Annotated in this window: 23 protein-coding genes; 10 read left to right on the forward strand and 13 right to left on the reverse strand. The window is 71.2% G+C overall.

Annotated elements, in window-relative coordinates:
* Window positions 1–25: 25 nt before the first annotated feature.
* Together HJC40_RS46175 and HJC40_RS19930 are read right to left on the reverse strand one after the other, a co-directional pair.
* Entirely contained in the window at window positions 26–2,185 is a 2,160-nt protein-coding gene (locus HJC40_RS46175) for an FUSC family protein (protein WP_250002682.1), read from the reverse strand.
* Window positions 2,186–2,208: 23 nt separating this feature from the next.
* On the reverse strand, window positions 2,209–3,354 hold the full coding sequence (locus tag HJC40_RS19930; protein ID WP_250002683.1) for an acyl-CoA dehydrogenase family protein: 1,146 nt from the start codon (window positions 3,352–3,354) through the stop codon (window positions 2,209–2,211).
* A gap of 44 nt (window positions 3,355–3,398) precedes the next feature.
* Here HJC40_RS19930 and HJC40_RS19935 point away from each other — a divergent pair, with 44 nt between their 5' ends.
* Window positions 3,399–6,338 (forward strand): glycine--tRNA ligase, encoded by a 2,940-nt coding sequence (locus HJC40_RS19935; RefSeq protein WP_250002685.1) that lies wholly within the window; start codon window positions 3,399–3,401, stop codon window positions 6,336–6,338.
* 99 nt (window positions 6,339–6,437) lie between these two features.
* Window positions 6,438–7,013, forward strand: coding sequence for a GtrA family protein (locus HJC40_RS19940; RefSeq protein WP_250002686.1), 576 nt, complete (start codon window positions 6,438–6,440; stop codon window positions 7,011–7,013).
* A gap of 7 nt (window positions 7,014–7,020) precedes the next feature.
* Here HJC40_RS19940 and HJC40_RS19945 read toward each other — a convergent pair whose 3' ends face one another.
* Window positions 7,021–7,455 carry a hypothetical protein gene (locus HJC40_RS19945; protein WP_250002687.1) on the reverse strand — a complete coding sequence of 145 codons (435 nt, stop codon included), beginning with the start codon at window positions 7,453–7,455 and terminating at the stop codon, window positions 7,021–7,023.
* 190 nt (window positions 7,456–7,645) lie between these two features.
* Here HJC40_RS19945 and HJC40_RS19950 point away from each other — a divergent pair, with 190 nt between their 5' ends.
* Window positions 7,646–8,740, forward strand: coding sequence for a glycerophosphodiester phosphodiesterase (locus tag HJC40_RS19950; protein WP_250002689.1), 1,095 nt, complete (start codon window positions 7,646–7,648; stop codon window positions 8,738–8,740).
* Between the two features lie 74 nt (window positions 8,741–8,814).
* On the opposite strand, the gene HJC40_RS19955 is transcribed toward HJC40_RS19950, so the two are convergent.
* The gene (locus HJC40_RS19955; protein ID WP_250002690.1) at window positions 8,815–9,447 is read right to left on the reverse strand and encodes a TetR family transcriptional regulator; all 633 of its coding nucleotides are present in this window, start codon (window positions 9,445–9,447) and stop codon (window positions 8,815–8,817) included.
* A gap of 62 nt (window positions 9,448–9,509) precedes the next feature.
* On the opposite strand from HJC40_RS19955, the gene HJC40_RS19960 reads away from it, so the two are divergent.
* Entirely contained in the window at window positions 9,510–10,397 is an 888-nt protein-coding gene (locus tag HJC40_RS19960) for an oxidoreductase (protein WP_250002692.1), read from the forward strand.
* On the opposite strand, the gene HJC40_RS19965 is transcribed toward HJC40_RS19960, so the two are convergent.
* The 9 genes from HJC40_RS19965 to HJC40_RS20005 all read right to left on the reverse strand — a co-directional run bounded on the left by HJC40_RS19965 (window position 10,373) and on the right by HJC40_RS20005 (window position 20,008).
* Window positions 10,373–10,657, reverse strand: coding sequence for a hypothetical protein (locus tag HJC40_RS19965; protein ID WP_250002694.1), 285 nt, complete (start codon window positions 10,655–10,657; stop codon window positions 10,373–10,375). The two genes, HJC40_RS19960 and HJC40_RS19965, sit on opposite strands and share 25 nt — an antisense overlap.
* On the reverse strand, window positions 10,654–11,880 hold the full coding sequence (locus HJC40_RS19970) for an inorganic phosphate transporter (protein ID WP_250002695.1): 1,227 nt from the start codon (window positions 11,878–11,880) through the stop codon (window positions 10,654–10,656). Before HJC40_RS19970 ends, HJC40_RS19965 begins: the two co-directional genes overlap by 4 nt.
* A gap of 142 nt (window positions 11,881–12,022) precedes the next feature.
* A complete protein-coding gene (locus HJC40_RS19975; protein ID WP_250002697.1) occupies window positions 12,023–12,340 on the reverse strand; it encodes a DUF3349 domain-containing protein in 318 nt (105 codons plus the stop codon).
* 10 nt (window positions 12,341–12,350) lie between these two features.
* Window positions 12,351–12,647, reverse strand: a complete 297-nt coding sequence (locus HJC40_RS19980) for a hypothetical protein (RefSeq protein ID WP_250002699.1) — start codon at window positions 12,645–12,647, stop codon at window positions 12,351–12,353.
* Entirely contained in the window at window positions 12,648–13,865 is a 1,218-nt protein-coding gene (locus HJC40_RS19985) for an inorganic phosphate transporter (protein WP_250002700.1), read from the reverse strand.
* Between the two features lie 221 nt (window positions 13,866–14,086).
* Complete coding sequence (locus HJC40_RS19990; protein ID WP_250002702.1) at window positions 14,087–16,180, reverse strand: PQQ-dependent sugar dehydrogenase; 2,094 nt, start codon at window positions 16,178–16,180, stop codon at window positions 14,087–14,089.
* The gene (locus tag HJC40_RS19995; protein WP_250002703.1) at window positions 16,180–17,085 is read right to left on the reverse strand and encodes a sugar phosphate isomerase/epimerase; all 906 of its coding nucleotides are present in this window, start codon (window positions 17,083–17,085) and stop codon (window positions 16,180–16,182) included. Before HJC40_RS19995 ends, HJC40_RS19990 begins: the two co-directional genes overlap by 1 nt.
* Before the next feature lie 156 nt (window positions 17,086–17,241).
* Window positions 17,242–18,543, reverse strand: coding sequence for an aspartate aminotransferase family protein (locus HJC40_RS20000; RefSeq protein ID WP_250002706.1), 1,302 nt, complete (start codon window positions 18,541–18,543; stop codon window positions 17,242–17,244).
* Window positions 18,544–18,631: 88 nt separating this feature from the next.
* Window positions 18,632–20,008: a PLP-dependent aminotransferase family protein gene (locus tag HJC40_RS20005; RefSeq protein WP_250002708.1), complete on the reverse strand. Its 1,377-nt coding sequence runs from the start codon at window positions 20,006–20,008 to the stop codon at window positions 18,632–18,634.
* Window positions 20,009–20,184: 176 nt separating this feature from the next.
* Between HJC40_RS20005 and HJC40_RS20010 the strand changes: the two genes are divergently transcribed.
* Genes HJC40_RS20010 through HJC40_RS20035 form a run of 6 tightly spaced genes read left to right on the forward strand, consistent with a single transcriptional unit; the run spans window position 20,185 to window position 25,833 of the window.
* Window positions 20,185–21,024 carry a nitrilase-related carbon-nitrogen hydrolase gene (locus HJC40_RS20010; RefSeq protein WP_250002710.1) on the forward strand — a complete coding sequence of 280 codons (840 nt, stop codon included), beginning with the start codon at window positions 20,185–20,187 and terminating at the stop codon, window positions 21,022–21,024.
* On the forward strand, window positions 21,021–22,421 hold the full coding sequence (gene hydA / locus HJC40_RS20015) for a dihydropyrimidinase (protein WP_250002711.1): 1,401 nt from the start codon (window positions 21,021–21,023) through the stop codon (window positions 22,419–22,421). Before HJC40_RS20010 ends, hydA begins: the two co-directional genes overlap by 4 nt.
* A gap of 10 nt (window positions 22,422–22,431) precedes the next feature.
* Window positions 22,432–23,427, forward strand: coding sequence for a TIGR03842 family LLM class F420-dependent oxidoreductase (locus tag HJC40_RS20020; RefSeq protein WP_250002712.1), 996 nt, complete (start codon window positions 22,432–22,434; stop codon window positions 23,425–23,427).
* On the forward strand, window positions 23,424–24,266 hold the full coding sequence (locus HJC40_RS20025; RefSeq protein ID WP_250002713.1) for an ABC transporter permease subunit: 843 nt from the start codon (window positions 23,424–23,426) through the stop codon (window positions 24,264–24,266). Before HJC40_RS20020 ends, HJC40_RS20025 begins: the two co-directional genes overlap by 4 nt.
* Window positions 24,263–25,072, forward strand: a complete 810-nt coding sequence (locus HJC40_RS20030) for an ABC transporter ATP-binding protein (RefSeq protein ID WP_250002714.1) — start codon at window positions 24,263–24,265, stop codon at window positions 25,070–25,072. Before HJC40_RS20025 ends, HJC40_RS20030 begins: the two co-directional genes overlap by 4 nt.
* Window positions 25,069–25,833, forward strand: coding sequence for an ABC transporter permease (locus HJC40_RS20035; protein ID WP_250002716.1), 765 nt, complete (start codon window positions 25,069–25,071; stop codon window positions 25,831–25,833). Before HJC40_RS20030 ends, HJC40_RS20035 begins: the two co-directional genes overlap by 4 nt.
* Window positions 25,834–25,842: the final 9 nt, after the last annotated feature.

Consider the following 25,842-nt stretch of genomic DNA (forward strand, 5'->3'; position numbering starts at 1 on the left):
CACCGGCCCGCCGGACCGGACCGGGTCAGGTCGCGCCGTCGGCGACCCGGGACACCTGGGCCCGCAGGTCGTCGCCCGGCTCGGGGCGGCCCGTCATGTTCGTCAGGTCCTCGCGGAGGCCGTCGAGCCAGGCCCGCAGATCGGCGACGATGTACAGGTCCTGCCCGAGGTCGTCCGGCCATGCCATCGGCCCCTTCTGCTCCCCCGGCCGCGGCGGCGTCTCGTTGCGCAGCAACTGCTCCGCCGACCGGTCGTACCAGCCGGCGACGTCGGCGGCCAGCGCGGTCAGCTGCGTGACGCACGGCAGCAGACCTCCGGCCGGGCACGAGCGTACGAGCGCCTCCGCTCCCCGGACGGCGTGGTGACCGGCGACCAGCGTGGCCTGCCAGTCGAGCGTCGCCGCCGGGTGCCGCTCGTTCTGGTAGAGCGCGAACGACGCCTCGGCCAGCTGCCCGGCCCGGCGGGCCTCGGGCAGCGCGGCGCCCGGGTCGGCGCCCTTGGCCATGACGGCGATCGTCTCGCGGACGACTTCGGCCGCCGCGGCCAGGAACGTGCCGGTCGCGCGGTTCAGTTCGCCGGCGCCGCCCCGGGGCCAGGCGAACAGGCCGATCAGCACGCCGACGGCCGCGCCGATCAGCACGTCGGTGACCCGCTGTTCGGCCAGCCGCCAGTCGACCGGGGTGACCTGGGCGAAGACCAGCGTGATGACCAGCGTGAAGAGCGCCTGCGACCAGCCCAGGCCGAGCAGCGGGCCGGCCGCGAACCCGGCGATCATCACGACCGGCAGGGCGATCGCGAAGATCAGCGGGTCGGCCCCGAGCAGCAGGAGCAGCGCGGCGACGATCGAGCCGGCGACCGTGCCGATCAGGGCCGGGCGCAGCGCCGAGCGGGTCTCGGCGGCCGAGGTGCGCAGCACGGTCAGGATGGTCAGCAGCACCCAGAAGCCGTGTGACAGGTCGAGCGCGCCGGCGATCAGGCGGGCCACCGCCAGCGCGGCGGCCAGGCGCAGGGCGCCCTGGAAGGCGACCGAGCGCGGGGTCAGATTTTCCTTCAGGCGGTGCCAGTACAGGGCCGGGGTGCGGCGGTACGCGAACCAGAACTGACCGGGCCGGCCCGAGACCGGAGTGGGGTCGGGGTGCCGGGGCGGCTCACCGGCGGCGACGCGCACGGCGAAGACCAGCGTCTTGGTCCACTCGCCGAGCGACAGGGCGAGCGCGCCGAGCCGCAGACGCTCGGGGGGCAGCCCGTTCGGGTCGGTGTTCATGCGGGCCACGCGGAAGTCGGTGATCGCCGCCACGACCAGGTTGGTGTCGGGCAGCGGCCCGTCGTCGCGCAGCCAGGCCCCGGTAGCGCCGACGCAGCCGGCGGTGGTGCGGAGCAGTTCGATGGCGGCCGGCCGGGTGATCGCCTCGCGGTCGGCCGAGAAGTACAGGTCGACCACGCGGCCGAGCAGCAGCCGGGAGGTGCCGGCGGCCGAGGACAGCGCGCGGTCGCGGCGGCCGGCCGAGGCGGGCCGGTCGATCGGCTGGAGCCGGGAGGGGCGCAGGGCGTCGGCCGCCTCGGTGGCCTCGGGCACCAGCGCGGCGAGCCGTTCGCGTCCGGTCGGGTCGCCGGACCAGTCGTCGGCCAGCGCCTCGAGACAGGCCGCGACGGCCGAGACCGCGTCGGCCAGGCGGTGCCGGTAGGGCACGGGGGCCGGGTCGGGCCAGAACACCACCTCGGCCACGGCCAGCAGCACCACGGCCAGGGTGAAGCCGGCCAGCCGTTCCGGCAGCGACCCCGGGTCGTACGGCGGGAAGGACGGCAGGATGTAGAGCAGTTGCATGCCGGCGGCCAGCCCCACGAGCCGCGGACCGCCCACGCCCGCGAAGCTGACGGCGAAGCCGAGCACGAAGATCCCGGCCGCGGCGACCCAGTCGTTCACCGACAGCAGCGTGCCGAGCGAGATCAGCGCCCACCCGACGGGCAGCACCGCGATCAGGGTGCGGGCCCGCTGCCGGGGCGATCCGGGGATCTGCGAGAGCGCCCCGAGCGCCACCGCCCCGAACAACGCGTACGGCGCCGCGTCCGCACTGCCGACCACATAGCGGCACAGGTAGAACCCCAGGCAGGCCACCAACGTCACCCGGACCGCCCGCCGGACGACGATCAGCTGCGGATCCCGCCCGCGCACCCACCCCCACACAAGGCGCAGTCTCGCACGCTTGGTCAGACGAAGGCGCTCTCACCGGTTATGGCCCGGCCCACTATCAGGGTGTTGATCTCCCGGGTGCCCTCGTACGAGTAGAGAGCCTCGGCGTCGGCCACGAACCGGCCGATGTTGTACTCCAGGACGATGCCGTTGCCGGCCAGCAGCTCGCGGGCCCAGCCGACCACCTCGCGCATGCGGGTGGTGCAGTACGCCTTGGCCAGCGCGGAATGCTCGTCGCGGTACTGGCCGGCGTCCTGCAGCTGGGCCAGCCGCACGCACATGCCGAGCGTGCCGGTGACGTTGCCCAGCATGCGCACCAGCAGATCCTGTACGAGCTGGAACTTGGCGATCGGGCGGCCGAACTGCTCGCGCTCCTTCGCGTAGTCCAGGGCGATCTCGTACGCGGCCAGCATCACGCCGACCGCCTGCCAGGCGACGCCGCTGCGGGTCTGGCGCAGCACCTTGGCGGTGTCCTTGAACGTGTTCGCGTTCTGCAGGCGGTCGGCTTCGGGGACGCGCACCCCGGTCAGCCGCAGGTCGGCGTTCTGCACGGTGCGCAGGGCGATCTTGTTCTCGATCTTCGTCGCCTCGAAGCCCGGCGCGTCACCGCGTACGACGAAGCCTTTGACCTGGTTGTCGGCGACGTCGCGGGCCCAGACGACGATCAGGTCGGCGAACGTGGCGTTGCCGATCCAGCGCTTCTCGCCGTCGAGCACCCACTCGTCGCCCTCGCGCCGGGCCGTCGTGCGCAGACCGGCGGCCACGTCGGAGCCGCCCGTCGGCTCGGTCAGGGCGAACGCGCCGACCTCGTCGAAGGCCGCCATCGCGGGCAGCCAGCGCTCGGCCTGCTCGGCCGAGCCGCACATGCTGATGCTGCCCATGGCCAGGCCGGCGTGCACGCCGTAGAACGTGGCCATCGACGCGTCGGCCCGGGCCATCTCGAGCGACAGCCACCCGTTGAGCAGCGACGACGAGCCCTCCCGGCCGGCGATGCCGAGGTCGGCGTACTTCTTGATCAGGTGGTGCGGGAAGTCGGCGCGCTGCCAGTGGTCGTTGGCGATCGGCGCGACCTCGTCGGCGAGGAAGGCGCGGACCCGCTCCACGACCGCGGCCTCGTCATCCGAAAGCAGGTCCTGAAAGGCGTAAAGGTCTCCGGCGAGCATATTGCGTTCCTACCCGCGAACGGGCCGCCCTAGACTTCCAAGCCATGCTCACCATGCAGGACGCCCTGGCCCGGTTGACCGCGTACTGGACGGCTCAGGGATGCCTGACCGTCCAGCCGATGAACACCGAGGTCGGTGCCGGGACGCTCAACCCGGCGACCTTCCTGCGGGTGCTGGGTCCGGAGCCGTGGCGGGTCGTCTACGTCGAGCCGTCCGTGCGCCCCGACGACTCGCGCTACGGCGAGAACCCGAACAGGTTGCAGACGCACACGCAGCTCCAGGTGATCCTCAAGCCCGACCCGGGCAACCCGCAGGAGCTCTACCTGGGCAGCCTCGAGGCCATCGGGATCGACGTGAAGGCCCACGACGTCCGGTTCGTCGAGGACAACTGGGCCTCGCCGGCGCTCGGCGCCTGGGGCCTGGGCTGGGAGGTCTGGCTCGACGGCCTGGAGATCACCCAGTTCACGTACTTCCAGCAGGCCGGCGGCCTCAACCTCGAGCCGGTGTCGGTCGAGATCACCTACGGCATCGAGCGCATCATCATGGCGCTGCAGGACAAGACCCACTTCAAGGACGTCGAGTACGCCGACGGCATCAGCTACGGCGAGGTGTTCGGCCAGAGCGAGTACGAGATGTCGCGGTACTACCTGGACGACGCCGACGTCGCCGCCAACCGGCAGCTGCTCGAGATCTACGCGGCCGAGGCCCAGCGGCTGATCGACGCCGGTCTGCCGGTGCCCGCGCACACCTACGTGCTCAAGTGCTCGCAAGCGTTCAACGTGCTCGACTCCCGGGGCGCGGTGTCCACCGCCGACCGGGCGGCCGAGTTCGCCCGCATGCGCCGCCTCGCCGGCGACGTCGCCCGGCTGTGGGTCGCCCGGCGCGAGGAGCAGGGTCATCCGCTCGGCCTGGTCGCGGCGCTGCCGCCCGCCGCCGCGGTGGCCGCCCCGGCCTCCCGGGCCAACCCGCGGACGCTGGTCTTCGAGATCGGCACCGAGGAGCTGCCGCCGTCGGAGGCCCGGGCCGCGCGGGAGTACGTGCGGCGCGCGCTGACCGAGGGCCTGGACGGCACGCGGCTCGAGCATGACGAGGTACGCGTGTTCGCCACCCCCCGGCGCCTGGTCGCCCTGGTCGCCTCGGTCGCGGCCCGGGAGCCCGACCACGTACGCCAGGTCCGGGGTCCCAAGGTCGGCGCGCCGGCCAAGGCGATCGAGGGTTTCGCGCGCGGCCAGGGCGTCGCCGTCGACGACCTGGAGACCGGGGAGATCAACGGCGCCCAGCATCACCTGGTCCGCAAGAACGAGACCGGCGGGGCGGCCGCCGAGGTGCTGGCGCCCGTCCTGGCCAAGGTCGTGAGCGGGCTGCGCGGCGCCAAGAACATGCGGTGGAACGACCCGCAGCTCTCGTTCACCCGCCCGATCCGCTGGCTGACCGCGCTGTGGGGCGACGACGTGGTGCCGGTCGCGGTCGGCGTGCTGTCGGCCGGCCGGCAGACGCGTCTGCTGCGGACCGCCGCGGAGCCGATCACCCAGATCGCGTCGGCCGAGACGTTCATGGAGACGCTGGCGCTGGCCGGCATCGTGGCCGACCCCGACGACCGCCACGACCTGATCGTCACCGGCGCGCAGGACGAGGTCTACCCCGAGGGCCGCATCGACGTGGCCGGCGAGGCCGCGCTGATCGAGCAGATCACCTACCTGGTCGAGGCGCCGACCCCGCTGCTGGGCACGTTCGACGAGAGCTACCTGTCGCTGCCCGACGCCGTGCTGACGACCGTGATGCGCAAGCACCAGCGCTATCTGCCGGTCCGGGCCGCCGACGGCTCGCTGCTGCCGATGTTCGTCACCGTGGCCAACGGGCCGGTCGACGTCGACCTGGTGCGCACCGGCAACGAGGCGGTGCTGCGGGCCCGCTACGAGGACGCGGCCTTCTTCTACCGGGCCGACCGCAACACGTCGCCGGCCGACATGCGGGAACGGCTGTCCCGGCTCACGTTCACCGACAAGCTGGGCTCGATGGCCGACCGGTCGGCCCGCATCGCCGCCCTGGCCACCTCCCTGGCCGAGTCGCTCGGCCTGTCGTCGGCCACGCTGGGCCGGGCCGCGCGCCTGGTCAAGTTCGACCTCGGCTCCCAGCTGGTCACCGAGATGACCAGCCTGGCCGGTGTCATGGCCCGCGACTACGCCCTGCACGCCGGTGAGCCGCGCGACGTGGCCCAGGCCGTCTACGAGGCCGAGCTGCCCCGCAACACCGGCGACGACCTGCCGTCCTCGATCCCCGGCGCGCTTCTCTCGCTGGCCGACCGCCTCGACCTGGTGACCGGCCTGGCGGCCACGGTCGGCCTGCCCACGGGCAGCAGCGACCCCTTCGCCGTACGCCGGGCCGTGCTCGGTCTGCTGGCGGTGCACCGGGCCCACCCGGCCCTGTCCGGCCTGTCCCTGCTCGACGGTCTGCGCGCGGCCGCCGAGCAGCAGCCCGTCCCGGTCCCGCCCGCGGTGATCGACAGCGCGGGCGAGTTCCTGGCCCGGCGTTTGGAGCAGGCGCTCACCGAGGAGGGCCGCCCGGTCGACCGCGTGCGGGCCGCGCTCCCCCACTACGCCCGGCCGTCGGTCGTCGACACGCTGCTCGCCCAGCTCGGCACGCTGGTCGGCAACCCCGACTTCGTGGCGGTGGCCGCGGCCATCCAGCGGGCCCGCCGCATCCTGCCCGCCGACACCGTGGCCGGTTACGACCCGGCGGTCCTGACCGAGCCGGCCGAGCTGGCCCTGCACGAGGCCGTGGCCGGCGTGAAGGTCGACTGGGGCACCGACCTGGTCGCCTTCACCGCCGCGGTCGAGCCGCTGGTCGAGCCCCTGGCCCGCTTCTTCGACGAGGTCTTCGTGATGGCCGAGGAGCCCGCGCTGCGGGCGGCTCGCCTGGGACTGCTGGCCACGGTCCGCGATCTGGGCGCGGGCCTGCTCGACTGGCCGGAGCTGCGGCTGTGAGTCCCCGCGCGGAAGCACGGCAACGAAGCCATCACGATCGGGACGGCGCACGGCCGCCCGGGGCGGCGAGGACCGGGCGGCTGGCCTAGGCTCGCCGGAATGTGGCTACGGCAGGTGTGGGACAAGCACCACGAAGCGGCGAAATTCCTCCTCGTGGGTGGCGTCTGCTTCGTGGTCACGACCGCGATCAACTACGCGCTCAAGCTGACCGTCCTGCACGAGAAGCCGGTCACCGCCCTGGCCATCGCCACGATCCTGGCGACCGTTCTGAGCTACGTGCTCAACCGGGAGTGGTCGTTCCGGCACCGCGGTGGCCGGGAGCGGCACCACGAGGCGGCCATGTTCTTCACCGTCAGCGCGATCGCCATCGGGCTCAACCTGATCCCGCTCGGCGTCTCCCGCTATCTCCTGCACCTGCAGGTGCCGACCGTGAGCCGGCCGGTGCAGGAGATCGCCGACTTCGTCAGCGGCATCATCCTCGGCACGCTGGTCGCCATGGTGTTCCGGCTGTGGGCGTTCAAGCGGTTCGTCTTCCCGCAGCCCCAGGCGCGCCCGCACCGTACGCCCCAGCCGGCCGGTCCGCGCAGCCGCAGACTGCTGCACCGACGCGGCCCCGCGCCCCGGCAGCGCACGAGCAACGGGGAGAGCGCCCGGCGCACCAGCGCCGAACGCTGACCGCGAATCAGCGCGCCAGCACCAGCCGCAGCAGCGTCTCACCGTCGGCGGCGTACCGGGCGTGCATCACGAACCAGGGGAAAGCCCACTCGTCGGCCGGGCCGGTCGCGTTGTGCCCCGACCGGTCCGGGTCGGTGCTGCTCGCCGGACGGCCCAGGGCCGCCCACAGGCTGCTGCGCCGGGCGATCGTGCCCCCGCGACCCGGGATGGCGCCGCGGAACGACCGGAACCCGGCGTCGCCGTTGAAGTGCAGCACGACCCGGCCGACCCGGTCGTGCTCGTCGACGGCGACCGAGACGCCGTGGTCGCGTGACTCGTAGGTGCGGGCACCCTGGGTGGCCATCAGACCGTACTCACGGCTGACGGCCAGCGCCCGGCCCTCGAGCAGGTTCTGTCCGAGCAGCTGGGTCAGGTCGCTTCGCGGGACGACGTTCGGCTGCATACGTCACTCCTGGTCAGGGATTCGCCGGTCACTGTAAGCAGGTCGAGTTAACTTTGCGTGAACCCGCGCAGCCTTCCCGCGCCGTTTCCGTGATCGCTACGCCGACGATGCCTCGGCGTCGGTTTTGTCCCTTCGACTCATCCCGGGACCCCCGGCGACGGACGCCGCGGCGAATCCCGTGGAGGATCACGTGGCCGACCGACGTCAGGTGCTGCGCATGGGGGCTGTCGCCGCGGCCGCGCCCGCGCTCGCCGGAACGGTTGCCGCCCCGGCGCTCGCGCACGGGCCCCGGCACAAGCAGCCCGAGATCTTCGGGCACCGCGGCGCCTCCGGCTACCGGCCGGAACACACGCTCGCGTCGTACGAGCTCGCGGCCCGGATGGGCGCCGACTACATCGAGCCGGACCTGGTCGCCACCAAGGACCAGGTGCTGGTGTGCCGGCACGAGCCCGAGATCGGCGGCACCACCGACGTGGCGAGCCGGCCCGAGTTCGCCGCCCGCCGCAAGACGGTGCTGCTCGACGGGGTCAGCGTCACCGGCTGGTTCACCGAGGACTTCACCCTGGCCGAGCTGAAGACCCTGCGCGCGATCGAGCGGCTCCCCGCCGTCCGCCAGGAGAACACCCTGTACGACGGCCTGTTCCCCGTGCCCACCTTCCAGGAGGTGCTCGATCTGCGGGCCCGGCTGTCCCAGGAGCTCGGCCGGGACATCGGCGTCATCCCCGAGACCAAGCACCCCACGTACTTCCGCCGGCTCGGCCTCGACCTCGAGACCCCGCTCGTCCGGACCCTGCGCAAGAACCGCCTCGACCGGCGGGGCGCCCGGGTGTGGATCCAGTCGTTCGAGGCGGCCAACCTCAAGGTGCTGCAGCAGCAGTACCGGGTGCAGGTCAACCTGATCTTCCTGACCAGCGCGACCGGCAGCCCGTTCAACGACACCCGGACGTACGCGCAGTATCTGACGCCGGCCGGCCTCAAGGAGCTGTCGTCCTTCGTGGACGGCATCGGCCCCGACAAGAACCAGGTCATCCCGCGCAAGGCCGACGGGACGCTGGGCACGCCGACCACGCTGGTGCGCGACGCGCACGCGGCCGATCTCAAGGTCATCCCGTACACGTTCCGCGCCGAGAACCAGTTCCTCCCGGCCGACTACCGGGTGGGCGCCGACCCGACCGCCTACGGCCGGGCCATCGACGAGCAGATCACGTTCCTCGAGACCGGCATCGACGGCCTGTTCACCGACCAGCCCGACATCGGCGTGCTCTCCCGGACGCTCGCCGACTGACCCCGGACGGTGGTCGCGCCGAGCGCGGCGCGACCACCGACCGCTCCGGGCCCGCCGGGTGCCGCCCGGCGGCGTCAGTGCAGCAGCGCGGGGCCGAGCAGCTCGAAGGCCTGATCCGTCAGCTCCATCGGATCCACCCGGCCGTCGCTGTGGGCCCAGCGCTCCAGCGCGGTGTTGAGAGCCACGAAGGCCAGGCGCGTGGCGACCTCGGGGAAAAGCGCCCCCGGCTCGAGCCCCAGACGCGCGGCCAGCACGACGGCCAGGTCGGCCTGCCACCGCGACTGGCGTTCCAGCGAGCGCGCGTGCAGCACCGGCGTCCGCAGGATCAGCCGGACCACCGCGAGGGTCTTGGCCGCGTCGTGGTGGCCGGCGCAGAAGTCGATCGCCACCGTCACGGCGTGGCGCAGCGACTGCGCGGGCAGCTCCCCCGCCGGCCGGGACTCCAGCTCCGCGCGCATCTGATCGCCCAGGTCGGCCAGCAGCTGGATGACCACGTCCTCCTTGGACGCGTAGTAGCGGTGGAACGTGCGCCGGGACATGCCGGCGGCGGCCACGATGTCGTCGACCGTGGTCTCGTCGTAGCCCCGGACGGCCAGCAGCTGCAGGGCCGTCTCGCGCAGCTCCTCACTGACCAGGCGGCGCTTGCGCTCGGCCAGTGTGGGCGGCAGCGCGGCGGGCGGGGCCGGGTCGGGCACGGACAACGACATGATGCGCATGCTACAGCACGCCTTTGTTGACACACTGTGTCATGCGGGGCACGATGAGGCGCATGAAGGCACACGGGGAACTCGCGGGACGAACCTTTGTGGTCACGGGGGCCGGCAGCGGACTCGGGCTCGCGACCTCACGGGCGATCGCCGAGCGCGGCGGGCACGTCGTTCTGGCCGTACGGGACGAAGTGAAGGGACGGAAAGCGCGAGCCGCGCTCGGCGGCGCGGGCGAGGTGCGCCACGTCGATCTGGCCGATCTCGACTCGGTCCGCCATTTCGCCGCCGGGCTCGACCACGCCGACGTGCTCATCAACAACGCGGGCGTGATGGCGCCCCCGCGCACGGTCAGTGAGCAGGGATACGAGCTGCAACTCGCGGTGAACCACCTGGCTCACTTCCTGCTGACCGGGCTGCTGCTCGACCGGCTCGCGGCCGGCATCGACCCGCGCGTGGTCACGGTCAGCTCGGTCCTGCACAAGAACGGCCGGCTCGACTTCGACGACCTCAACGGCGAGCGCCGCTATCGCGCGACCGCCGCCTACAACAACTCCAAGCTGGCCAACGCCGTCTTCGGCCTCGAGCTGGACCGTCGCCTGCGCGCGACCGGCTCGCCGGTCAAGAGCCTGCTCGCGCATCCCGGCTACGCCGTGACGGGCCTGCAGGCGGGCGTCCGGCCGGGTCTCTACCGCACCCTGCTGACCCGGGTCGGCAACCCGCTGATCGCGGTCAGCGCCGAGCAGGGCGCCCGCCCGGCGGTGCACGCCGCCACGGAACCGGGCGTGCAGAGCGGCCAGTTCATCGGCCCGACCGGCTTCGCCGGCCTGCGCGGCGCTCCGGGCGTGGTGCGACCGGCCCCGGTCGCCACCGATCCCGGCACGGGCCGCCGGTTGTGGGACGTCTCCGAGCAGATGACCGGCAACGCCTACTTGTCGACGATGGCCGGATAGACCTGGTCGAAGCTGATCGTCTTGCCGAAGCCGCTCGCCACGATGACGGTCAGGCCGAGCAGCACGCCGAGCACGACGATCGCGAAGAGCGCGTACGCCACGACCTTGCCCGTCGGACGCGGCGCGGCCGTCCCGCCGCCGGCGCCGGCGGCCAGCGACCGGATGCCCAGCGCGAAGAGGACCGGCAGCCCGGCCCCGAGGATCAGCCCGGCCAGCAGCACCTTCCAGGCGCCCTCGAGCGCGAATCCCAGGTTGCTCATCGGCTCACGGCTCCCGTCGGGACGCGCTCGGCCACGGCCGCCGGCTCGTCCCACTCGTCGTTGACGTTGGTGTGGTCGACCGGCGCGAGCCGGGAACGCAGCCACATGCCACCCGCGGCGACGAGCAGCAGCGCGAAGATGACGACGGCGCCGGCGACGCCGCCCACGAAGTCGCCGAGATACCACATGAGGGCGCCGACGACCGCAGCCGCGGGGAGCGTGATGAGCCAGGTGGCGACCATCCGGCCGGCCACCCGCCAGCGCACCTGCGCGCCCGGCTTGCCCACCCCGGAACCGAGGATCGAGCCGGTCGCCACGTGCGTCGTGGACAACGCGAAACCGAGGTGGCTGGAGGCCAGGATGACCGCCGCCGACGACGACTCGGCCGCCATGCCCTGCGGCGGCGCGATCTCCACCAGACCTTTGCCCAGCGTCCGGATGATCCGCCAGCCACCGAGGTAGGTGCCCAGCGCGATGGCGACCGCGCACGCCGCCTTGACCCAGAACGGGATGTTCTTCGTGTCGGTCCAGTCGCCCGCCGCGATCAGCGCCAGCGTGATGACACCCATCGTCTTCTGCGCGTCGTTGGTGCCGTGAGCCAGCGAGACCAGCGAGGCGCTGCCGATCTGACCCCAGCGGAAACCGTTCTCGGTGAAGCGGGCCGCGACGCCGACCGTGACCTTGTAGATCAGCCAGGTGCCCACCGCCGCCACCACTCCGGCGATGAGCGGGGAGATCAGGGCGGGCAGGATCACCTTGCCCACCACACCGTCGAGCTTGGAGCCGTTGCCGTTCCAGTTCACTCCGGCCCAGCCGAGCCCGGCGATCGTCGCGCCCACCAGACCGCCGAACAGCGCGTGCGACGAGCTCGAGGGCAACCCCAGCAACCAGGTGAACAGGTTCCAGACGATGCCGCCGATGAGGCCGGCCAGCACGATCAGGAGCAGGGCGGTGCCGCCGTCGCTGGTGAGCGACTCCTTGGGGGTGCCGTCGGAGTTCTGGATGCGGACGACCGCGTTGCTGACGGTCAGGGCGACCTCGACCGAGAGGAACGCGCCGATCAGGTTGAGGATGCCGGAGAGCGCGACGGCCACCTTGGGGCGCAGGGCGCGGGTGGCGATGGAGGTGGCCATCGCGTTCGCCGTGTCGTGGAACCCGTTGGTGAAATCGAAGCCGAGGGCTGTGACCACCACGAGAACCAGGATCACCGATGTCTCTGTCACACGGCCAGAGTCGCTGCCCGGACAGCGGCGCAACAGAGTTCAGCAACTGTGAATTTGATATTACGCTCGTTACCCGCGAGATCATGGACAGTTCACCGGATGTTCAACCGCGACGTGACGCAGGTAATCGCGCTCTTCCCGGTCAGTCGTTGGGCGGGTCGGCCAGCGGCCAGCCCCCGGCGGCCAGCCGGGCCGACACCCGCACCACGTCCTCGGGAGTGGCACTCTGGAGCATCGAATCGTTGATCATGGTTTCGATGTCCTGCGCGTTGATCGGGTCCGGGCTCTGCAGCGACTGCTCGGCCAGGTCGTTCGCGATCTTGCGAACCTCCTCCTCGGTCAGCTTGCGGCGCAGCACGCCCAGCAGCGCCACGTAGTCCCGCCGCGGCACGCCGGTCGGGTATCCGGCGCGCAACCAGTCGACCGCGCGAACCAGGAAATTGGAGCGACTGTCGGTCACGGCCTCGCCTCTAATTGTCCACGATGGTCGGATAGATGTGCTCGAAGCTGAGCGTCTTGCCGAAGCCACTGGCCACGATGAAGATGATGCCCATCAGCGCGACCAGGACGACGAGCACGAAGAGGGCGTAGGCCACGACGCGCCCGACCGGGTGCGGCGCGGCGTGGTCGACCTCGGCGTCGCCGCCGGCGCCGAAGGCCATCGAGCGGATGCCCAGCGCGAACACGGCGGGCAGACCGGCGCCGAGGATGAGGCCGGCCAGCAGCACCTTCCACGCGCCTTCCAGAGCGAATCCCAGGTTACTCACTCAGACCGCCGTTCCCGCGGGCTCGCGGCGCTCGGCCGTCTCGTCCCACTCGTCGTTGACGTTGTTGTGGTCGACCGGCGTCTTGCGCGAGTGCCAGTACATGTAACCGGCCGCCGCCACCAGGATCAGGAAGACGACCAGGGCGCCGGCGAGGCCGCCGATCGAGTCGCCGATGAACCACATCAGCGCGCCCACGACCGCGGCCGAGGGCAGCGTGATCAGCCAGGCGGCGACCATGCGCCCGGCCACCCGCCAGCGCACCTGCGCGCCCGGCTTGCCCACCCCGGAACCGAGGATCGAGCCGGTCGCCACATGGGTCGTGGACAACGCGAACCCCAGATGGCTGGAGGCCAGGATGACCGCCGCCGACGACGACTCGGCCGCCATGCCCTGCGGCGGCGCGATCTCCACCAGACCCTTGCCCAGCGTCCGGATGATCCGCCAGCCACCGAGATAGGTGCCCGCCGCGATGGCCAGGGCACAGGACGCCTTGACCCAGAACGGGATGCTCTTGGTATCGGTCCAGTCGCCCGCCGCGATCAGCGCCAGCGTGATGACACCCATGGTCTTCTGCGCGTCGTTGGTGCCGTGGGCCAGCGAGACCAGCGAGGCGCTGCCGATCTGACCCCAGCGGAAACCGTTGTCGGTGAACCGCTTGGCCACCCCGACGGTGAGCCGGTAGATCAGCCAGGTGCCGACCGCGGCCACCACGCCGGCGATGACCGGCGAGAGCAGCGCCGGGAGGATCACCTTGCCGACCACACCGTCGAGCTTGGAGCCGTCGCCGTTCCAGTTCACCCCGGCCCAGCCGAGGCCCGCGATGGTGGCGCCGATGAGGCCGCCGAACAGCGCGTGCGACGAGCTCGAGGGCAACCCCAGGAGCCAGGTGAACAGGTTCCAGACGATGCTGCCGACCAGGCCGGCCAGCACGATGAGCAGGAGAGCCGACCCGCCGTCGGAGGTCAGCGACTCCTTGGGGGTGCCGTCGGAGTTCTGGATGCGGACGACCGCGTTGCTGACGGTCAGGGCGACCTCGACCGAGAGGAACGCGCCGACCAGGTTGAGGATGCCGGAGAGGGCCACGGCCACCTTCGGCCGCAGTGCCCCCGTGGCGATGGACGTGGCCATCGCGTTCGCCGTGTCATGGAACCCGTTGGTGAAGTCGAACCCGAGGGCCGTGATCACCACCAGGACCAGAATGACCGTTGTCTCTGTCACAAGCGACAGCGTCGCTCGGAAAAGTCAGACCTGAAAGGCCCCTGTGAGCAGGAACTGAAGGTTCGAAACCCGTTGGGAGATCACACACCGGCCGTTCGCCGGATCGTCAGCTTCGGCCAGGTTTCACCGGTCCCGAAGCCCTCGGACCGGGGAACCGTCGCCGAACTTTACCGGCGAAGGGCCGGACCCGGGGGGTCCGGCCCTTCTTACTCAGGAAACTGTCAGCTGCTGGGTTCCAGCACGACGGTCGCCGTGCCGGTCTGCGGCGGGGTGCCGGCGTCGGTGTACGACGCCACGAAGACCGCGGTCAGGTTGTCGGCCCCGGCGTGCCCGGGGTCGAGGAACGTGGTGATCGAGCCGGTGCAGCCGGACGCCGTGGACAGCGGGTGCCCATGCTCGTCGTGGCCGAGGATGTACGTCACGGTCACCCGCGAGCAGTCCACCGGCTGGTCGTCGGTCACCGCGACCTGGAAGTTCACGGTGTCGCCGAACTGGAACGGCTGCCCCTCCTCGGGCGTGGTGAAGGTGACCACCGGGGCGGCCGTGCCGACCGGCAGCCGGACTTCGGCCGAGGCCGAGCGGCCGGTGCTGTCGGTGACCTTCAGGGTCGGGCGGTAGTTGCCGTTCTCGGTGAAGGTGAAGGTCGGGTTGGGCGAGCGCGAGTCGACCCGGTTGTCGTTGTTCAGGTACCACTCGTACCGCAGGGCGTCACCGTCCGGGTCGGCCGTGCCGGCGCTGGAGAACTGCACCGTCAGCGGCGCCTGACCCAGGGTCGGGGTCGCCGTCATGCGCGGGATCGGGGTGCGGTTGCCGCGCACGTAGTCGAACCGGGAGAGCTGGGCGTCGGGGTTCTCGGCGAAGTACCCGTCGCCGTACTCGAGGACGTAGAGCGCGCCGTCCGGGCCGAACTCGAGGTCCATCGGGTTGTCGAAGACCAGCTCGGGCAGGACCGCCTCGATCTTCGTCACCTGGTTGCGCCGGTCCAGCGTGAGCGCCTTGACCCAGTCGCGGGTCCACTCGGCGAACAGCGGCTTGCCGTCGAACGCGGCCGGCCACTTGAACGGCGAGCGCGAGCGCTTGTCGTAGTCGTAGGCCGGGCCGCCCATCGGGCCGATGCCCCCGGTGCCGAGCTCGGGGAACTGCGCGCTGGCGCCGTACGAGTAGGCGATCTCGGCCTTCTCGACCGGCGGCAGGTTGCGCAGACCGGTGTTGTTGGGCGACTCGTTGACCGGCGCGGCGCAGTTGAACGGCGCGCCCGAGGTGCCGGTGGCGAAGTCGTAGTCCACGTACGGCTTGTCGGCGTCGGCGCAGTAGGGCCAGCCGTAGTTCGCCGGCTTGTCGATCGCCAGCCAGCGGCCGTGACCCGCGGGACCGCGCGCCGGGTTCGGGTTCTGCGCGTCCGGCGAGTAGTCGCCCAGGTAGAGGACGTCGGTCTCCGGGTCGATGGTGAACCGGAACGGGTTGCGCAGACCCATCGCGTAGATCTCGGCCTTGGTCTTGGCCGTGCCCGGCTTGAACAGGTTGCCCCGGGGGATCGTGTAGCGGCCGTTCGCGCCGACCTTGATGCGCAGCACCTTGCCACGCAGGTCGTTGGTGTTGGCCGCGGAGCGCTGGGCGTCGAAGACCGGGTTGCGGTTGGCCCGCTCGTCGATCGGCGCGTAGCCGTCGGACGAGAACGGGTTGGAGTCGTCACCGGTCGACAGGTAGAGGTTGCCCTTGCTGTCGAAGTCGATCTTGCCACCGACGTGGCAGCACTGCCCGCGGTCGACCGGCACCTGAAGGATCTTCTGCTCGGTGTCGAGCCGCAGCGTGCTGCCGGCCAGCTTGTAACGCGACAGCTGCAGGTAGCCCTTGAAGCGCGCGAAGTCGGCGGCGGTGCCCTCGGTGGGCGCGTCGCCCTCGTTGACCGCCGGCGTCGCCGGGTCGTCGGACGGGGTGTCCAGCGGCGGCGAGTAGTAGACGTAGACCCACTTGTTGCGCTCGAAGTCGTTGTCGATCGCGATGCCCTGCACGCCCTCCTCGTCGTGCAGGTAGACCGGGATGGTCGCGGCCAGCACGTTGCGCCCGGTGGCGGGCTCGTGGATGCGCACCTCGCCGCCGCGGGCGGTGTGCAGCACCCGCCGGTCGGGCAGCACGGCGAGCGCGATGGGCTCGCCGGGCAGGTCGTTGAGGGTGACCTTCTGGAAGTCGGAGGACGGGGGCAGCGGCTGGGCGGACGAACCTCCGCCGGCCACGGCCGCGGAGGGCGTGAGCAGCAGGGCCGCGCCGACGACACTGAGTGTCGCCAGCCTTCCCCTGTTTTGCCAGTTCAGCATCAGAAACGGAGTCCTTCGAGGTAGTCGTAGCCGCGCTCGGCCGTGGCCAGCGCGTCGGCGGGAGTACGCGGCGGCGACCCGGCGTCGTCACGCTCCACGATGTACTCGATCAGTCCGGCTTCCCGGGAGTTCTCGAAGATGCGGCCGAAGTCGATCAGGCCGTCACCCGGGTCGGCGAAGGCGGCGTTCACGTCGAGGTCCTTGACGTGAACCTGCTTGATGCGGCCGCGGTTCTCCTTGATGATGTCGACCGGGTCATGGGCGCCACGGAAGGCCCAGTAGAGGTCGACTTCGAAGTGGACATACCGGCTGTCGGTCTCACCGAAGAGGATGTCCATGCCGGTGAGCTTGGTGCCGGTCTGCCGGAAGAACTCGGCGTGGTGGTTGTGGTAACCGAACGACAGCCCGGCCCGCCGGGCCAGCCGGCCGGCCTTGTTGAGGTCGGCCGCGAAGGCGCGGTAGACGGCCGCGTCGCGGATCGGCCCGTTCGCGCCCTGCCCGAAGAACGGGTGGACGATGAACTTGTTGCCGACGATGTTCGCGTCCTCGAGGGCGGCCTCCCAGACGGAGGCGTCGAACGGCTGCGGGATGCCGACGTGGCCCGAGGTGGCCCGCAGGCCGGCGGCGTTGAGGGCGGCCCGGAACTGGGCGGCCGTGCGGCCGACGAACCCGGCGTGCTCGACCCGGGTGTAGCCGATCTCGGCCAGTTCGGCCAGGCTGTCCTCGAGGTTAACGTTCAACTGATTACGAAGCGTGTAGAGCTGGACACTGATCTGGTCGCGGGGCACTCGGCGGGACGCGTGCGAGCCCCCGGCGCTGGCGGTGCCGGGAACGGCCAGGGTTGCTGCGGCGCCGGCCGCGGCCGCGGCGCCGAGAAGTTGGCGACGGTTCAGGGATTGCGGCATTGCGTCTCCTTCGAACGACATCGTTCGATGAGATTACCGATGTGTTTCGTCCGAAGTGAAGCTAAGTTTCTTCAGATCAAGCGAAAGTTTCCAACGTGGATACAAAACGCCTCGGCCACCAGGGGTGACCGAGGCGTTCATTGATATAACTATGGGTCAGCTGATGCGAGCCTCGGCGTCCACCCGGGACAGCGCGCCGGTCAGGATGGCCAGTCCCTCGCGGGCCTCCTCCTCGGTCAGGGTCAGCGGCGGGCCCATCCGCAGCACGTTCCCGTGCAGGCCGCCCTTGCCGACCAGCAGACCACCGGCCCGGCACTCGTCGAAGACGCGCACCGTGGCGGCCGGGTCGGGCTCGGTGGTGCCGGGCCGGACGATCTCGACGCCGATCATCAGGCCCCGGCCGCGCACCTCCCCCACGCAGCCCAGGTCGAGCGCGCGCAGCCCGTCCAGCAGGATGGCGCCGGTGCGGGCGGCGTTGCCCTGCAGGTCGTGGTCGAGCACGTAGTCGAGCACGGCATTGCCGGCCGCCATCGACAGCGGGTTGCCGCCGAACGTGGAGAAGCTGATCGCCGGGACCGCGTTCATCACCTCGGCCCGGCCCACGACGCCGCCGAGCGCGAAGCCGTTGCCGATGCCCTTGGCGAACGTGATGAGATCGGGCGTGACGCCGTGCGCCTGATATCCCCAGAAGTGCTCGCCCGTGCGTCCCCACCCGGTCTGCACCTCGTCGGCGATCAGCAGGATGCCGCTCTCCGACAAAACCTTCTGGTACGCCCCCAGGAGCCCGTCGGGGCCGGCCACGAACCCGCCGACGCCCTGGATCGGCTCGGCGATCAGCGCGGCCACGTCCCCGGCGGTGACCGTGGCCAGCACCTCGCGCAGGTCGTCGACCGCCGCGTCGAGGATGTCGCCGTCGGCCAGCCCGGCCATCCGCCCGCGCAGCCGGTCGCCCGAGGCCAGCCACTGCACGTTGAGCGGGCTGAGCGAGCTCGACGACCAGCTGCGGTGGCCGGTGACCGCCATGGTGGCGAACGTCCGGCCGTGGTAGCTGTTCTTGACCGCCAGGATCTGGTTGGAGCGGCGGATGTTCGCGGCCATCAGCAGCGCCGCCTCATTGGCCTCGCTCCCCGAGTTGGTGAAGAAGACGCGGGCGTCCGGGATGCCGGAGACCCGGGCGATCTTTTCGGCCAGCTCGACCTGGTGGCGGATGAGATAGAGCGTCGAGCTGTGCACGACGCCGGTGGCCAGCTGGCGCTGGACGGCCTCGTTGACCTCGGCGACGTCGTAACCGATCATCGTGGTCAGCACGCCGCCGAAGAAGTCCAGATAGGTGCGCCCGTCGGCGCCCTTCACCCGGCGCCCCGACCCTTCGACGATCTCGAGGGCGTCGTCGCCGTAGTACATCGGCATCCACCCGGGCAGGACGGCCCGGTGGCGGGCGAGCAGGTCATCGGTCATGGTCGGCTCCTTCGCAGGTCTGACTGCGCGTCTGACTGCGCGCGTGATGGGACTGCACGTCGGATCGGCGCCCGCGAGCCGGGCCGGGTCATCGCCAGCCCCGCGGATGCGGGCGGGCCCGGGGTCCGCTGCCCCGGCTGTCGAGCTGGGCCGCGGCGGCCAGAGCGTCGGCCACCTCGCCGACGTTCCCGGCGACCAGGCCGGCGGTGACGCGCACGTGATCGCGGTCGAGCGGGGTGACGCAGAAGGGCGCGCCGGGTGAGACCGCTATGCCGTGGGCGGCCAGCGTCACCATGGCGATCTGCTGGTCGTCGACGGCCATCCACAGGTTGATGCCGTCGGCGGCGGTCGCGGTCACGCCCCGCTCCCGCAGCGCGCCGAGCAGGGCCGCGCGCCTGTCCGCGTACGCGTCCCGGGCCCGCGCGACCTGGGCCGTGGCTCCCGGATCGGTGAGCAGGTCGAGCAGCACCCCCTGCAACAGCCGGCTGGACCAACCGGGCCCCAGCAGCCGCCGGTCGGTCAGCGGGCCCAGGACGCTCGCGGGACCGCCGACGGCGGCGAGGCGCAGGTCGGGACCGTGCGATTTGGAGAAGCTGGCGACGTGCACCGTCCGCTCGCCGAGAAGGGCGCCGAGGCTGACCGGCGGGGCCGACGAGATGTCGCCGGCGTGATCGTCCTCGACCACCAGCACGTCGGGGAAGCCGTCCAGCACGGCGGCCAGCTCGGACGCCCGCGCCGGCGACAGGCTCACCCCGGTCGGGTTGTGGGCCCGGGGCTGCAGGAAGACGGCCACGGCGGGATAGTCGCCGAGCACGCGGCGCAACGCGGCGGGACGCATCCCGGCCTCGTCCAGCGGCACACCGACCACCGTGGCGCCGACCGTCTGCAGCAGGTCGAGCAGCGGCGGGAAGGCCGGGTTCTCCACGATGACGTGGTCGCCGAACCGCACCACCTCGCCGATCACCCGGTCGAGCGCGTCGAGCGCGCCGTCCACCACGGTCAACCGTTCGGGCGGGAACGGCCACCGCTCCCGCAGCCGGGCCTCGAGCGCGGGCAGCACCGGCGCGTCGAGATAGCTGGAGGTCAGCCGCCCGTCCCCGATCCGCTTGAGCGCGTCGGTCAGGTCGGGCAGCAGATCGTGGTCGGGCACGCCGGTGGAGAGGTCGAGCGGCACGGCGGCGATCGGGCCCCCGAGCTGTGCGTAGCGCAACCGCTGCCGGGGCAGCACGGGCGCGGCCACGTACGAGCCCGACCGGCCCCGCGTCTCGATCGCGCCCGCCCGGGTGAGGCTGCGCCACGCCTCGCTGACCGTGGTCGGGCTGACCCCGAGCTCGCGCGCGACGTCGCGGACGGTCGGCAACCGGGTGCCGGCCGGCAGGCGCCCGGCGGTCACCAGGCGGCTCACGGCCGCGGCGATGCCCCGGGCCGTGCGGTCGTCGACCGCCCCGGTGATCAGCGCGAGCAAATTACCTCTCCGAAACAATCCGTTACGTTCAAGCAATTGTCCGCCTGAATGTGTGTCATTAGTGTCCTACGGCATCCGGCGGCTTCAAGCAAGTCCTAGCGCAGCGGCTATGACGGGGAGTAGACACACGATCACAGGCGCTTTCACCGCGCCGCCGCTTCAAGAAAGGGGCAGTCATGAGCGACATCATTCGTGCGGCCCTCGTCCAGACGACGTGGACGGGCGACAAGGAATCGATGATCAAGGCGCACGAGGACTATGCCCGCGACGCCGCCGCGCAGGGCGCGAAGGTGATCTGCTTCCAGGAACTTTTCTACGGGCCGTATTTTTGCCAGGTCCAGGACTCGAGCTTCTACGAGTACGCCGAGTCGATCCCCGGCCCCACCACCGAACGCTTCCAGGCTCTGGCCGCCGAGCTCGGCCTGGTGATGGTCCTGCCGATGTACGAAAAGGAGCAGGAGGGCGTCCTCTACAACACCGCGGCGGTCGTCGACGCCGACGGCTCCTACCTCGGCAAGTACCGCAAGCACCACATCCCCCAGGTGAAGGGGTTCTGGGAGAAGTTCTACTTCCGTCCCGGCAACCTGGGCTACCCGGTCTTCGACACGGCGGTGGGCAAGGTCGGCGTCTACATCTGCTACGACCGGCACTTCCCGGAGGGCTGGCGCGAGCTCGGCCTGGGCGGCGCGCAGATCGTCTTCAACCCGTCGGCCACCAGCCGCGGCCTGTCGAGCTATCTGTGGCAGCTCGAGCAGCCGGCCAGCGCGGTCGCCAACGAGTACTACATCGGCGCGATCAACCGGGTCGGCATCGAACCGCTGGGCGACGACGACTTCTACGGCCAGTCCTACTTCGTCGACCCGGAGGGCAAGTTCGTCGGCGAGGTCGGCGACACCCACGAACCCGAACTGATCATCCGCGACCTCGACCTCGGTCTGATCAAGACAGTCCGCGAGCGCTGGCAGTTCTACCGCGACCGCCGGCCGGAGTCCTACACCCGGACGGTCGAGCTGTGAGCACGCTGATCCGGGGTGGGACGGTGATCGGGCCGACCGGTCCGTATCCGGCCGACGTGCTGATCGACGGGGAGAGGATCGCGGCGATCTTCGCGCCGGGACAGGCCCCCGAGGGACCCGAGGTCATCGACGCCACCGGCAAGTACGTGATCCCGGGCGCGATCGACGCGCACACCCACATGCAGATGCCGTTCGGCGGCACCGAGGCCAGCGACACCTTCGACACCGGCACCCGGGCCGCGGCGATCGGCGGCACGACCACCATCATCGACTTCGCGATCCAGCGGTACGGCGAGGTGGTGCAGGACGGGCTGGCCGCGTGGCACGCCAAGACGGCCGGCCGGTGCCACATCGACTACGGCTTCCACATGATCGTCGGGGGCGTCGACGACGACTCGCTCAAGGCCATGGACCAGCTCGTGGCCAGTGAGGGCATCACCAGCTTCAAGCTCTTCATGGCGTACCCGGGCGTCTTCTACTCCGATGACGGCCAGATCCTGCGGGCGATGCAGAAGGCCCGGGACAACGGCGCCCTGATCATGATGCACGCCGAGAACGGGCCGGCCATCGACGTCCTGGTCAAGCAGGCCCTCGAACGCGGCGAGACCGACCCGGTCTTCCACGGACTGACCCGCCCGCAGGAGCTCGAGGCCGAGGCGACCAGCCGGGCCATCTGGCTCGCGAGCGTGGCCGCCGACTGCCCGCTCTACATCGTGCACCTGAGCGCGTCGAAGGCCCTGGAACAGGTCCGGGCCGCCCGCGACCTGGGACGCAACGTCTTCGCCGAGACCTGCCCGCAGTACCTCTATCTGACGCTGGAGGACCAGCTCGGCGCGCCCGGCTTCGACGGCGCCAAGTGGGTCTGCTCGACCCCGCTGCGCAGCAAGCACGAGAGTCACCGGGCCGACCTGTGGCAGGGCCTGCGCACCAACGACCTCTCCGTGGTCTCCACCGACCACTGTCCCTTCTGCATGAAGGACCAGAAGGAGATGGGCCTGGGCGACTTCTCCAAGATCCCCAACGGGATCGGCAGCGTCGAGCACCGGGTCGACCTGCTCTATCAGGGCGTGGTCGACGGCAAGCTGTCGCTGGCCCGCTGGGTCGAGACGATCGCGACCACCCCGGCCCGGATGTTCGGCATGTATCCGCGCAAGGGCATCATCGCGCCCGGCTCGGACGCCGACATCGTGCTCTACGACCCGGCCGGCCGCACCCGGATCAGCGTCGATACGCACCACATGAACATGGACTACTCGGCCTGGGAGGGCTGGGAGATCGACGGCAAGGTCGACACGGTCCTGTCCCGGGGCGAGGTCATCGCGTCCGGCGGCGAGTACACCGGGCGCGCCGGCCGGGGCAAGTACGTCCCCCGCGGCCTCTCCGACTACCTGATCTGAGGAGCAGCGCGTGGACATAGGTGTGGTGCTGCAGAACAACCCGCCCGCGCTGGCGGTGGTCGACCTGGCCAAGCGGGCCGAGGCGGCCGGGTTCAGCCACGTCTGGACCTTCGACTCGCACGTGCTCTGGCAGGAGCCGTTCGTCATCTACTCGAAGATCCTCGACGAGACCGAACGGGTGATCGTCGGCCCGATGGTCACCAACCCCGGCACCCGCGACTGGACGGTGCTCGCCTCGCTGTTCGCGACGCTCAACGAGATGTACGGCAACCGGACGATCTGCGGCATCGGCCGGGGCGACTCGGCGCTGCGGGTGCTCGGCGCCCAGCCGCAGTCACTGGCCCAGCTGCGCGAGTCGATCGGCGTCATCCGCGGGCTGGCCAACGGCGAGAAGGTCGAGCTGCGGGGCACGGAGCAACAGCTGGCCTGGGCCCCGGACAGCCGGCTCGAGGTCTGGGTGGCCGCGTACGGGCCCAAGGCTCTGGCCCTGACCGGGGAGGTCGGCGACGGGTACATCCTGCAGCTGGCCGACCCGGACATCGCGGCGTGGATGATCGGCGCCGTGCGACGGGCGGCCGAGCAGGCGGGCCGCGATCCGATGGCCGTCAAGTTCTGCGTGGCCGCGCCCGCGTACGTGGGTGACGACCTGGCCCATCAGCGCGAGCAGACGCGCTGGTTCGGCGGCATGGTCGGCAACCACGTGGCCGACATCGTCGCCCGCTACGGCGGCGACGGCACGGTGCCGCAGGTGCTCACCGACTACATCAAGGGCCGGTCGGGCTACGACTACGCCGAGCACGGGCGGGCCGGCAACACGCACACGTCGTTCGTGCCCGACGAGGTGGTCGACCGGTTCTGCATCCTCGGGCCGGTCGAGAACCACCTCAAGCGGCTCGAGGAACTGCGCGCGCTGGGGGTCGACCAGTTCGCCGTCTATCTGCAGCACGACGCCAAGGAGGAGACCCTCCAGGCGTACGGCGAGCACATCATCCCGGCCGTCTCGTGAGGAAGACCCTGTACGTCCTGGCCGGGCTGGCGTTCTTCGCGGTGCTCTGGGAGGGCTACAAGCTCGTCGGCAACCCGGAGGGCACGGTGCTCCTCGGCGTCCGCGTGCTGCCGCGAGCCGACGACCTGTCGATGCCCCACCTGTGGACGGTGGTGGAACGGCTCGGCCGCCCGGAGCTGACGGGCGGCCGGCCGGTCTGGATCGTGGTGGTGCAGGCGTGCCTGTTCACGCTCGGCATCACGGCCGCCGGCTTCGTCATCGGCGCGCTGGTCGGCCTGCTGCTCGCGGTGGCGATGGAGCGGTTCCGCCTCGTCGAACGGGGCCTTCTGCCGTACGTGATCCTGAGCCAGACCGTGCCGCTGGTGGCCCTGGCGCCGCTGGTGGCCGGTTGGGGCGGCACGATCATGCCGCCCTGGGCGACCGTGTCGGTGATCGCCGCCTACCTCGCCTTCTTCCCGGTGGCGGTGGGCATGCTGCGCGGTCTGCAGTCGCCGTCGGCCAGCGGGGTCGAGCTGATGCGCAGCTACGCCGCCGGGTGGTGGCGCACGCTGGTCAAGCTGCGGTTCCCGTCCGCCCTGCCCTACCTGTTCCCGGCTCTGCGTCTGGCCGGGGCGGCGGCGGTGGTCGGCGCCGTGGTCGGTGAGATCTCCACCGGCACCCGGGGCGGCGTGGGCCGCCTGATCATCGAATACTCGCGCGAGGCCACCTCGGACCCCGCGAAGGTCTACACCGCGATGCTCGGCGCCGCCCTGCTCGGCCTCGTCGTCGCCGGTCTCGTCAGCCTGCTGGAGGTGCCGCTGATGCGGCACCGGCGGCACGTGGAGGTGGTGACACTGTGAACGCGGTCGACATCAACGGCGTCACCAAGACTTTCAACCAGGGACGGGCGGACGAGGTCGTCGCGTTGTCCGAGGTCGACCTGACGGTCGGCGACGGCGAGTTCGTGTCGCTGATCGGGCCGTCGGGCTGCGGCAAGAGCACCCTGCTCCGGCTGATCGCCGATCTCATCACGCCGACCACCGGCACGGTCACCGTCGCCGGCAAGCCGGCCGGCGCGGCGCGCCAGGAGCAGGCGTACGGGATCGCCTTTCAGCAGTCCGGCCTGTTCGAGTGGCGGACCGTGCTCAAGAACGTCGAGCTGCCGCTGGAGCTGCGTGGCCTCTCGCGGGCCGAGCGCAAGGCCAGGGCCGAACAGATGCTGGCGCTGGTCGGGCTCGAGGACTTCGCCGGTCACTACCCGGCCCAGCTCTCCGGCGGCATGCAGCAGCGGGTGGCGATCGCCCGGGCGCTCGCCGTGCAGCCGCCGCTGCTGCTGATGGACGAGCCGTTCGGGGCGCTCGACGAGATGACCCGGGAGCGGCTGCAGTCGGAGTTGCTCGGCATCTGCGCCACGACCGGCACGAGCACGGTCTTCGTCACCCACTCCATCTCGGAGGCGGTGTTCCTGTCGAACCGGGTGGTCGTCATGTCGGCCCGGCCCGGGCGCATCACCGCGTCGGTCACTGTCGATCTGCCGAGCCGCGATGAGGCGGGCCGGCTGTCACCGGTCTTCTTCGAGAAGATCACCGAGGTTCGGCAGGCTCTTCGGGGCACGCCCGCCGCGCGGCCCACGGAGGGTGCTGCGGCCGGATCGGACGCACGATGAAGGGGGCCCGCTCGGTCCTGCCACCCGTGCTCGTCGGCGTGCTGGCCGTCGTGGCCTGGGAGCTCACCGTCTCGCTGGGCCGGATAGCGCCGTTCATCCTGCCCGCGCCGTCGGCGATCTGGCGGGAGCTGGTCGCGCAGCGGCAGAACGTGTGGGAGGCGGCGCTGGCCAGCGGCCAGAACGCGCTGATCGGCCTGGTCGCCGGGGCGGCGCTGGGCGTTCTCGCGGCGATGGCGGCGAGCCGCTTCAAGCCGCTCACCGAGGTCTCCATCCCGTTCGCGGCCATCCTCAACGCGCTGCCGATCATCGCGCTCGCGCCGATCCTCAACAACATGTTCGAGTCGACCAGCAGCATCCCGCGGCGGCTGGTGACCGCCATCATCGTGTTCTTCCCGGTCTTCGTGAACACCCTGCGCGGCCTGCGCGAGGTCGACCCCATCCATCAAGAGCTCATGCACACGTACGCGGCGGGCGGCTGGACCTTCGCGCGCAAGGTCCGCCTGCCCGGCGCCCTCCCCTACGTCTTCACCGGTCTGCGGCAGGCGTCGTCGCTGGCCGTGATCGCCGCGGTCGTCGCCGAGTACTTCGGCGGACTGCAGACCGGGCTCGGCTCGCGGATCACCTCCGCCGCCGCGTTCACCGCCTATCCCCGGGCCTGGGCCTTCGTGGTCGGCGCCTGCCTGCTGGGACTCCTCTTCTATCTGACCACGCTCCTGCTGGAGCGCCTGGCCATGCCGTGGCGAACGCGGCTGATCGCCTGAGCACCGCTC

This window comes from Actinoplanes sp. M2I2 (assembly GCF_023544445.1).
In the GTDB taxonomy this organism is placed as follows: Bacteria; Actinomycetota; Actinomycetes; order Mycobacteriales; family Micromonosporaceae; genus Actinoplanes.

Coding starts and splice junctions, on each gene's coding strand:
- HJC40_RS19935 (WP_250002685.1), top strand. CDS start 3,399: ATGCTCACCATGCAGGACGCCCTGGCCCGGTTGACCGCGTACTGGACG.
- HJC40_RS19945 (WP_250002687.1), bottom strand. CDS start 7,455: ATGCAGCCGAACGTCGTCCCGCGAAGCGACCTGACCCAGCTGCTCGGA.
- HJC40_RS19995 (WP_250002703.1), bottom strand. CDS start 17,085: ATGCCGCAATCCCTGAACCGTCGCCAACTTCTCGGCGCCGCGGCCGCG.
- HJC40_RS20035 (WP_250002716.1), top strand. CDS start 25,069: ATGAAGGGGGCCCGCTCGGTCCTGCCACCCGTGCTCGTCGGCGTGCTG.
- HJC40_RS19930 (WP_250002683.1), bottom strand. CDS start 3,354: ATGCTCGCCGGAGACCTTTACGCCTTTCAGGACCTGCTTTCGGATGAC.
- HJC40_RS19960 (WP_250002692.1), top strand. CDS start 9,510: ATGAAGGCACACGGGGAACTCGCGGGACGAACCTTTGTGGTCACGGGG.
- HJC40_RS19990 (WP_250002702.1), bottom strand. CDS start 16,180: ATGCTGAACTGGCAAAACAGGGGAAGGCTGGCGACACTCAGTGTCGTC.
- HJC40_RS20000 (WP_250002706.1), bottom strand. CDS start 18,543: ATGACCGATGACCTGCTCGCCCGCCACCGGGCCGTCCTGCCCGGGTGG.
- HJC40_RS19965 (WP_250002694.1), bottom strand. CDS start 10,657: ATGAGCAACCTGGGATTCGCGCTCGAGGGCGCCTGGAAGGTGCTGCTG.
- HJC40_RS19955 (WP_250002690.1), bottom strand. CDS start 9,447: ATGTCGTTGTCCGTGCCCGACCCGGCCCCGCCCGCCGCGCTGCCGCCC.
- HJC40_RS20010 (WP_250002710.1), top strand. CDS start 20,185: ATGAGCGACATCATTCGTGCGGCCCTCGTCCAGACGACGTGGACGGGC.
- HJC40_RS19940 (WP_250002686.1), top strand. CDS start 6,438: ATGTGGCTACGGCAGGTGTGGGACAAGCACCACGAAGCGGCGAAATTC.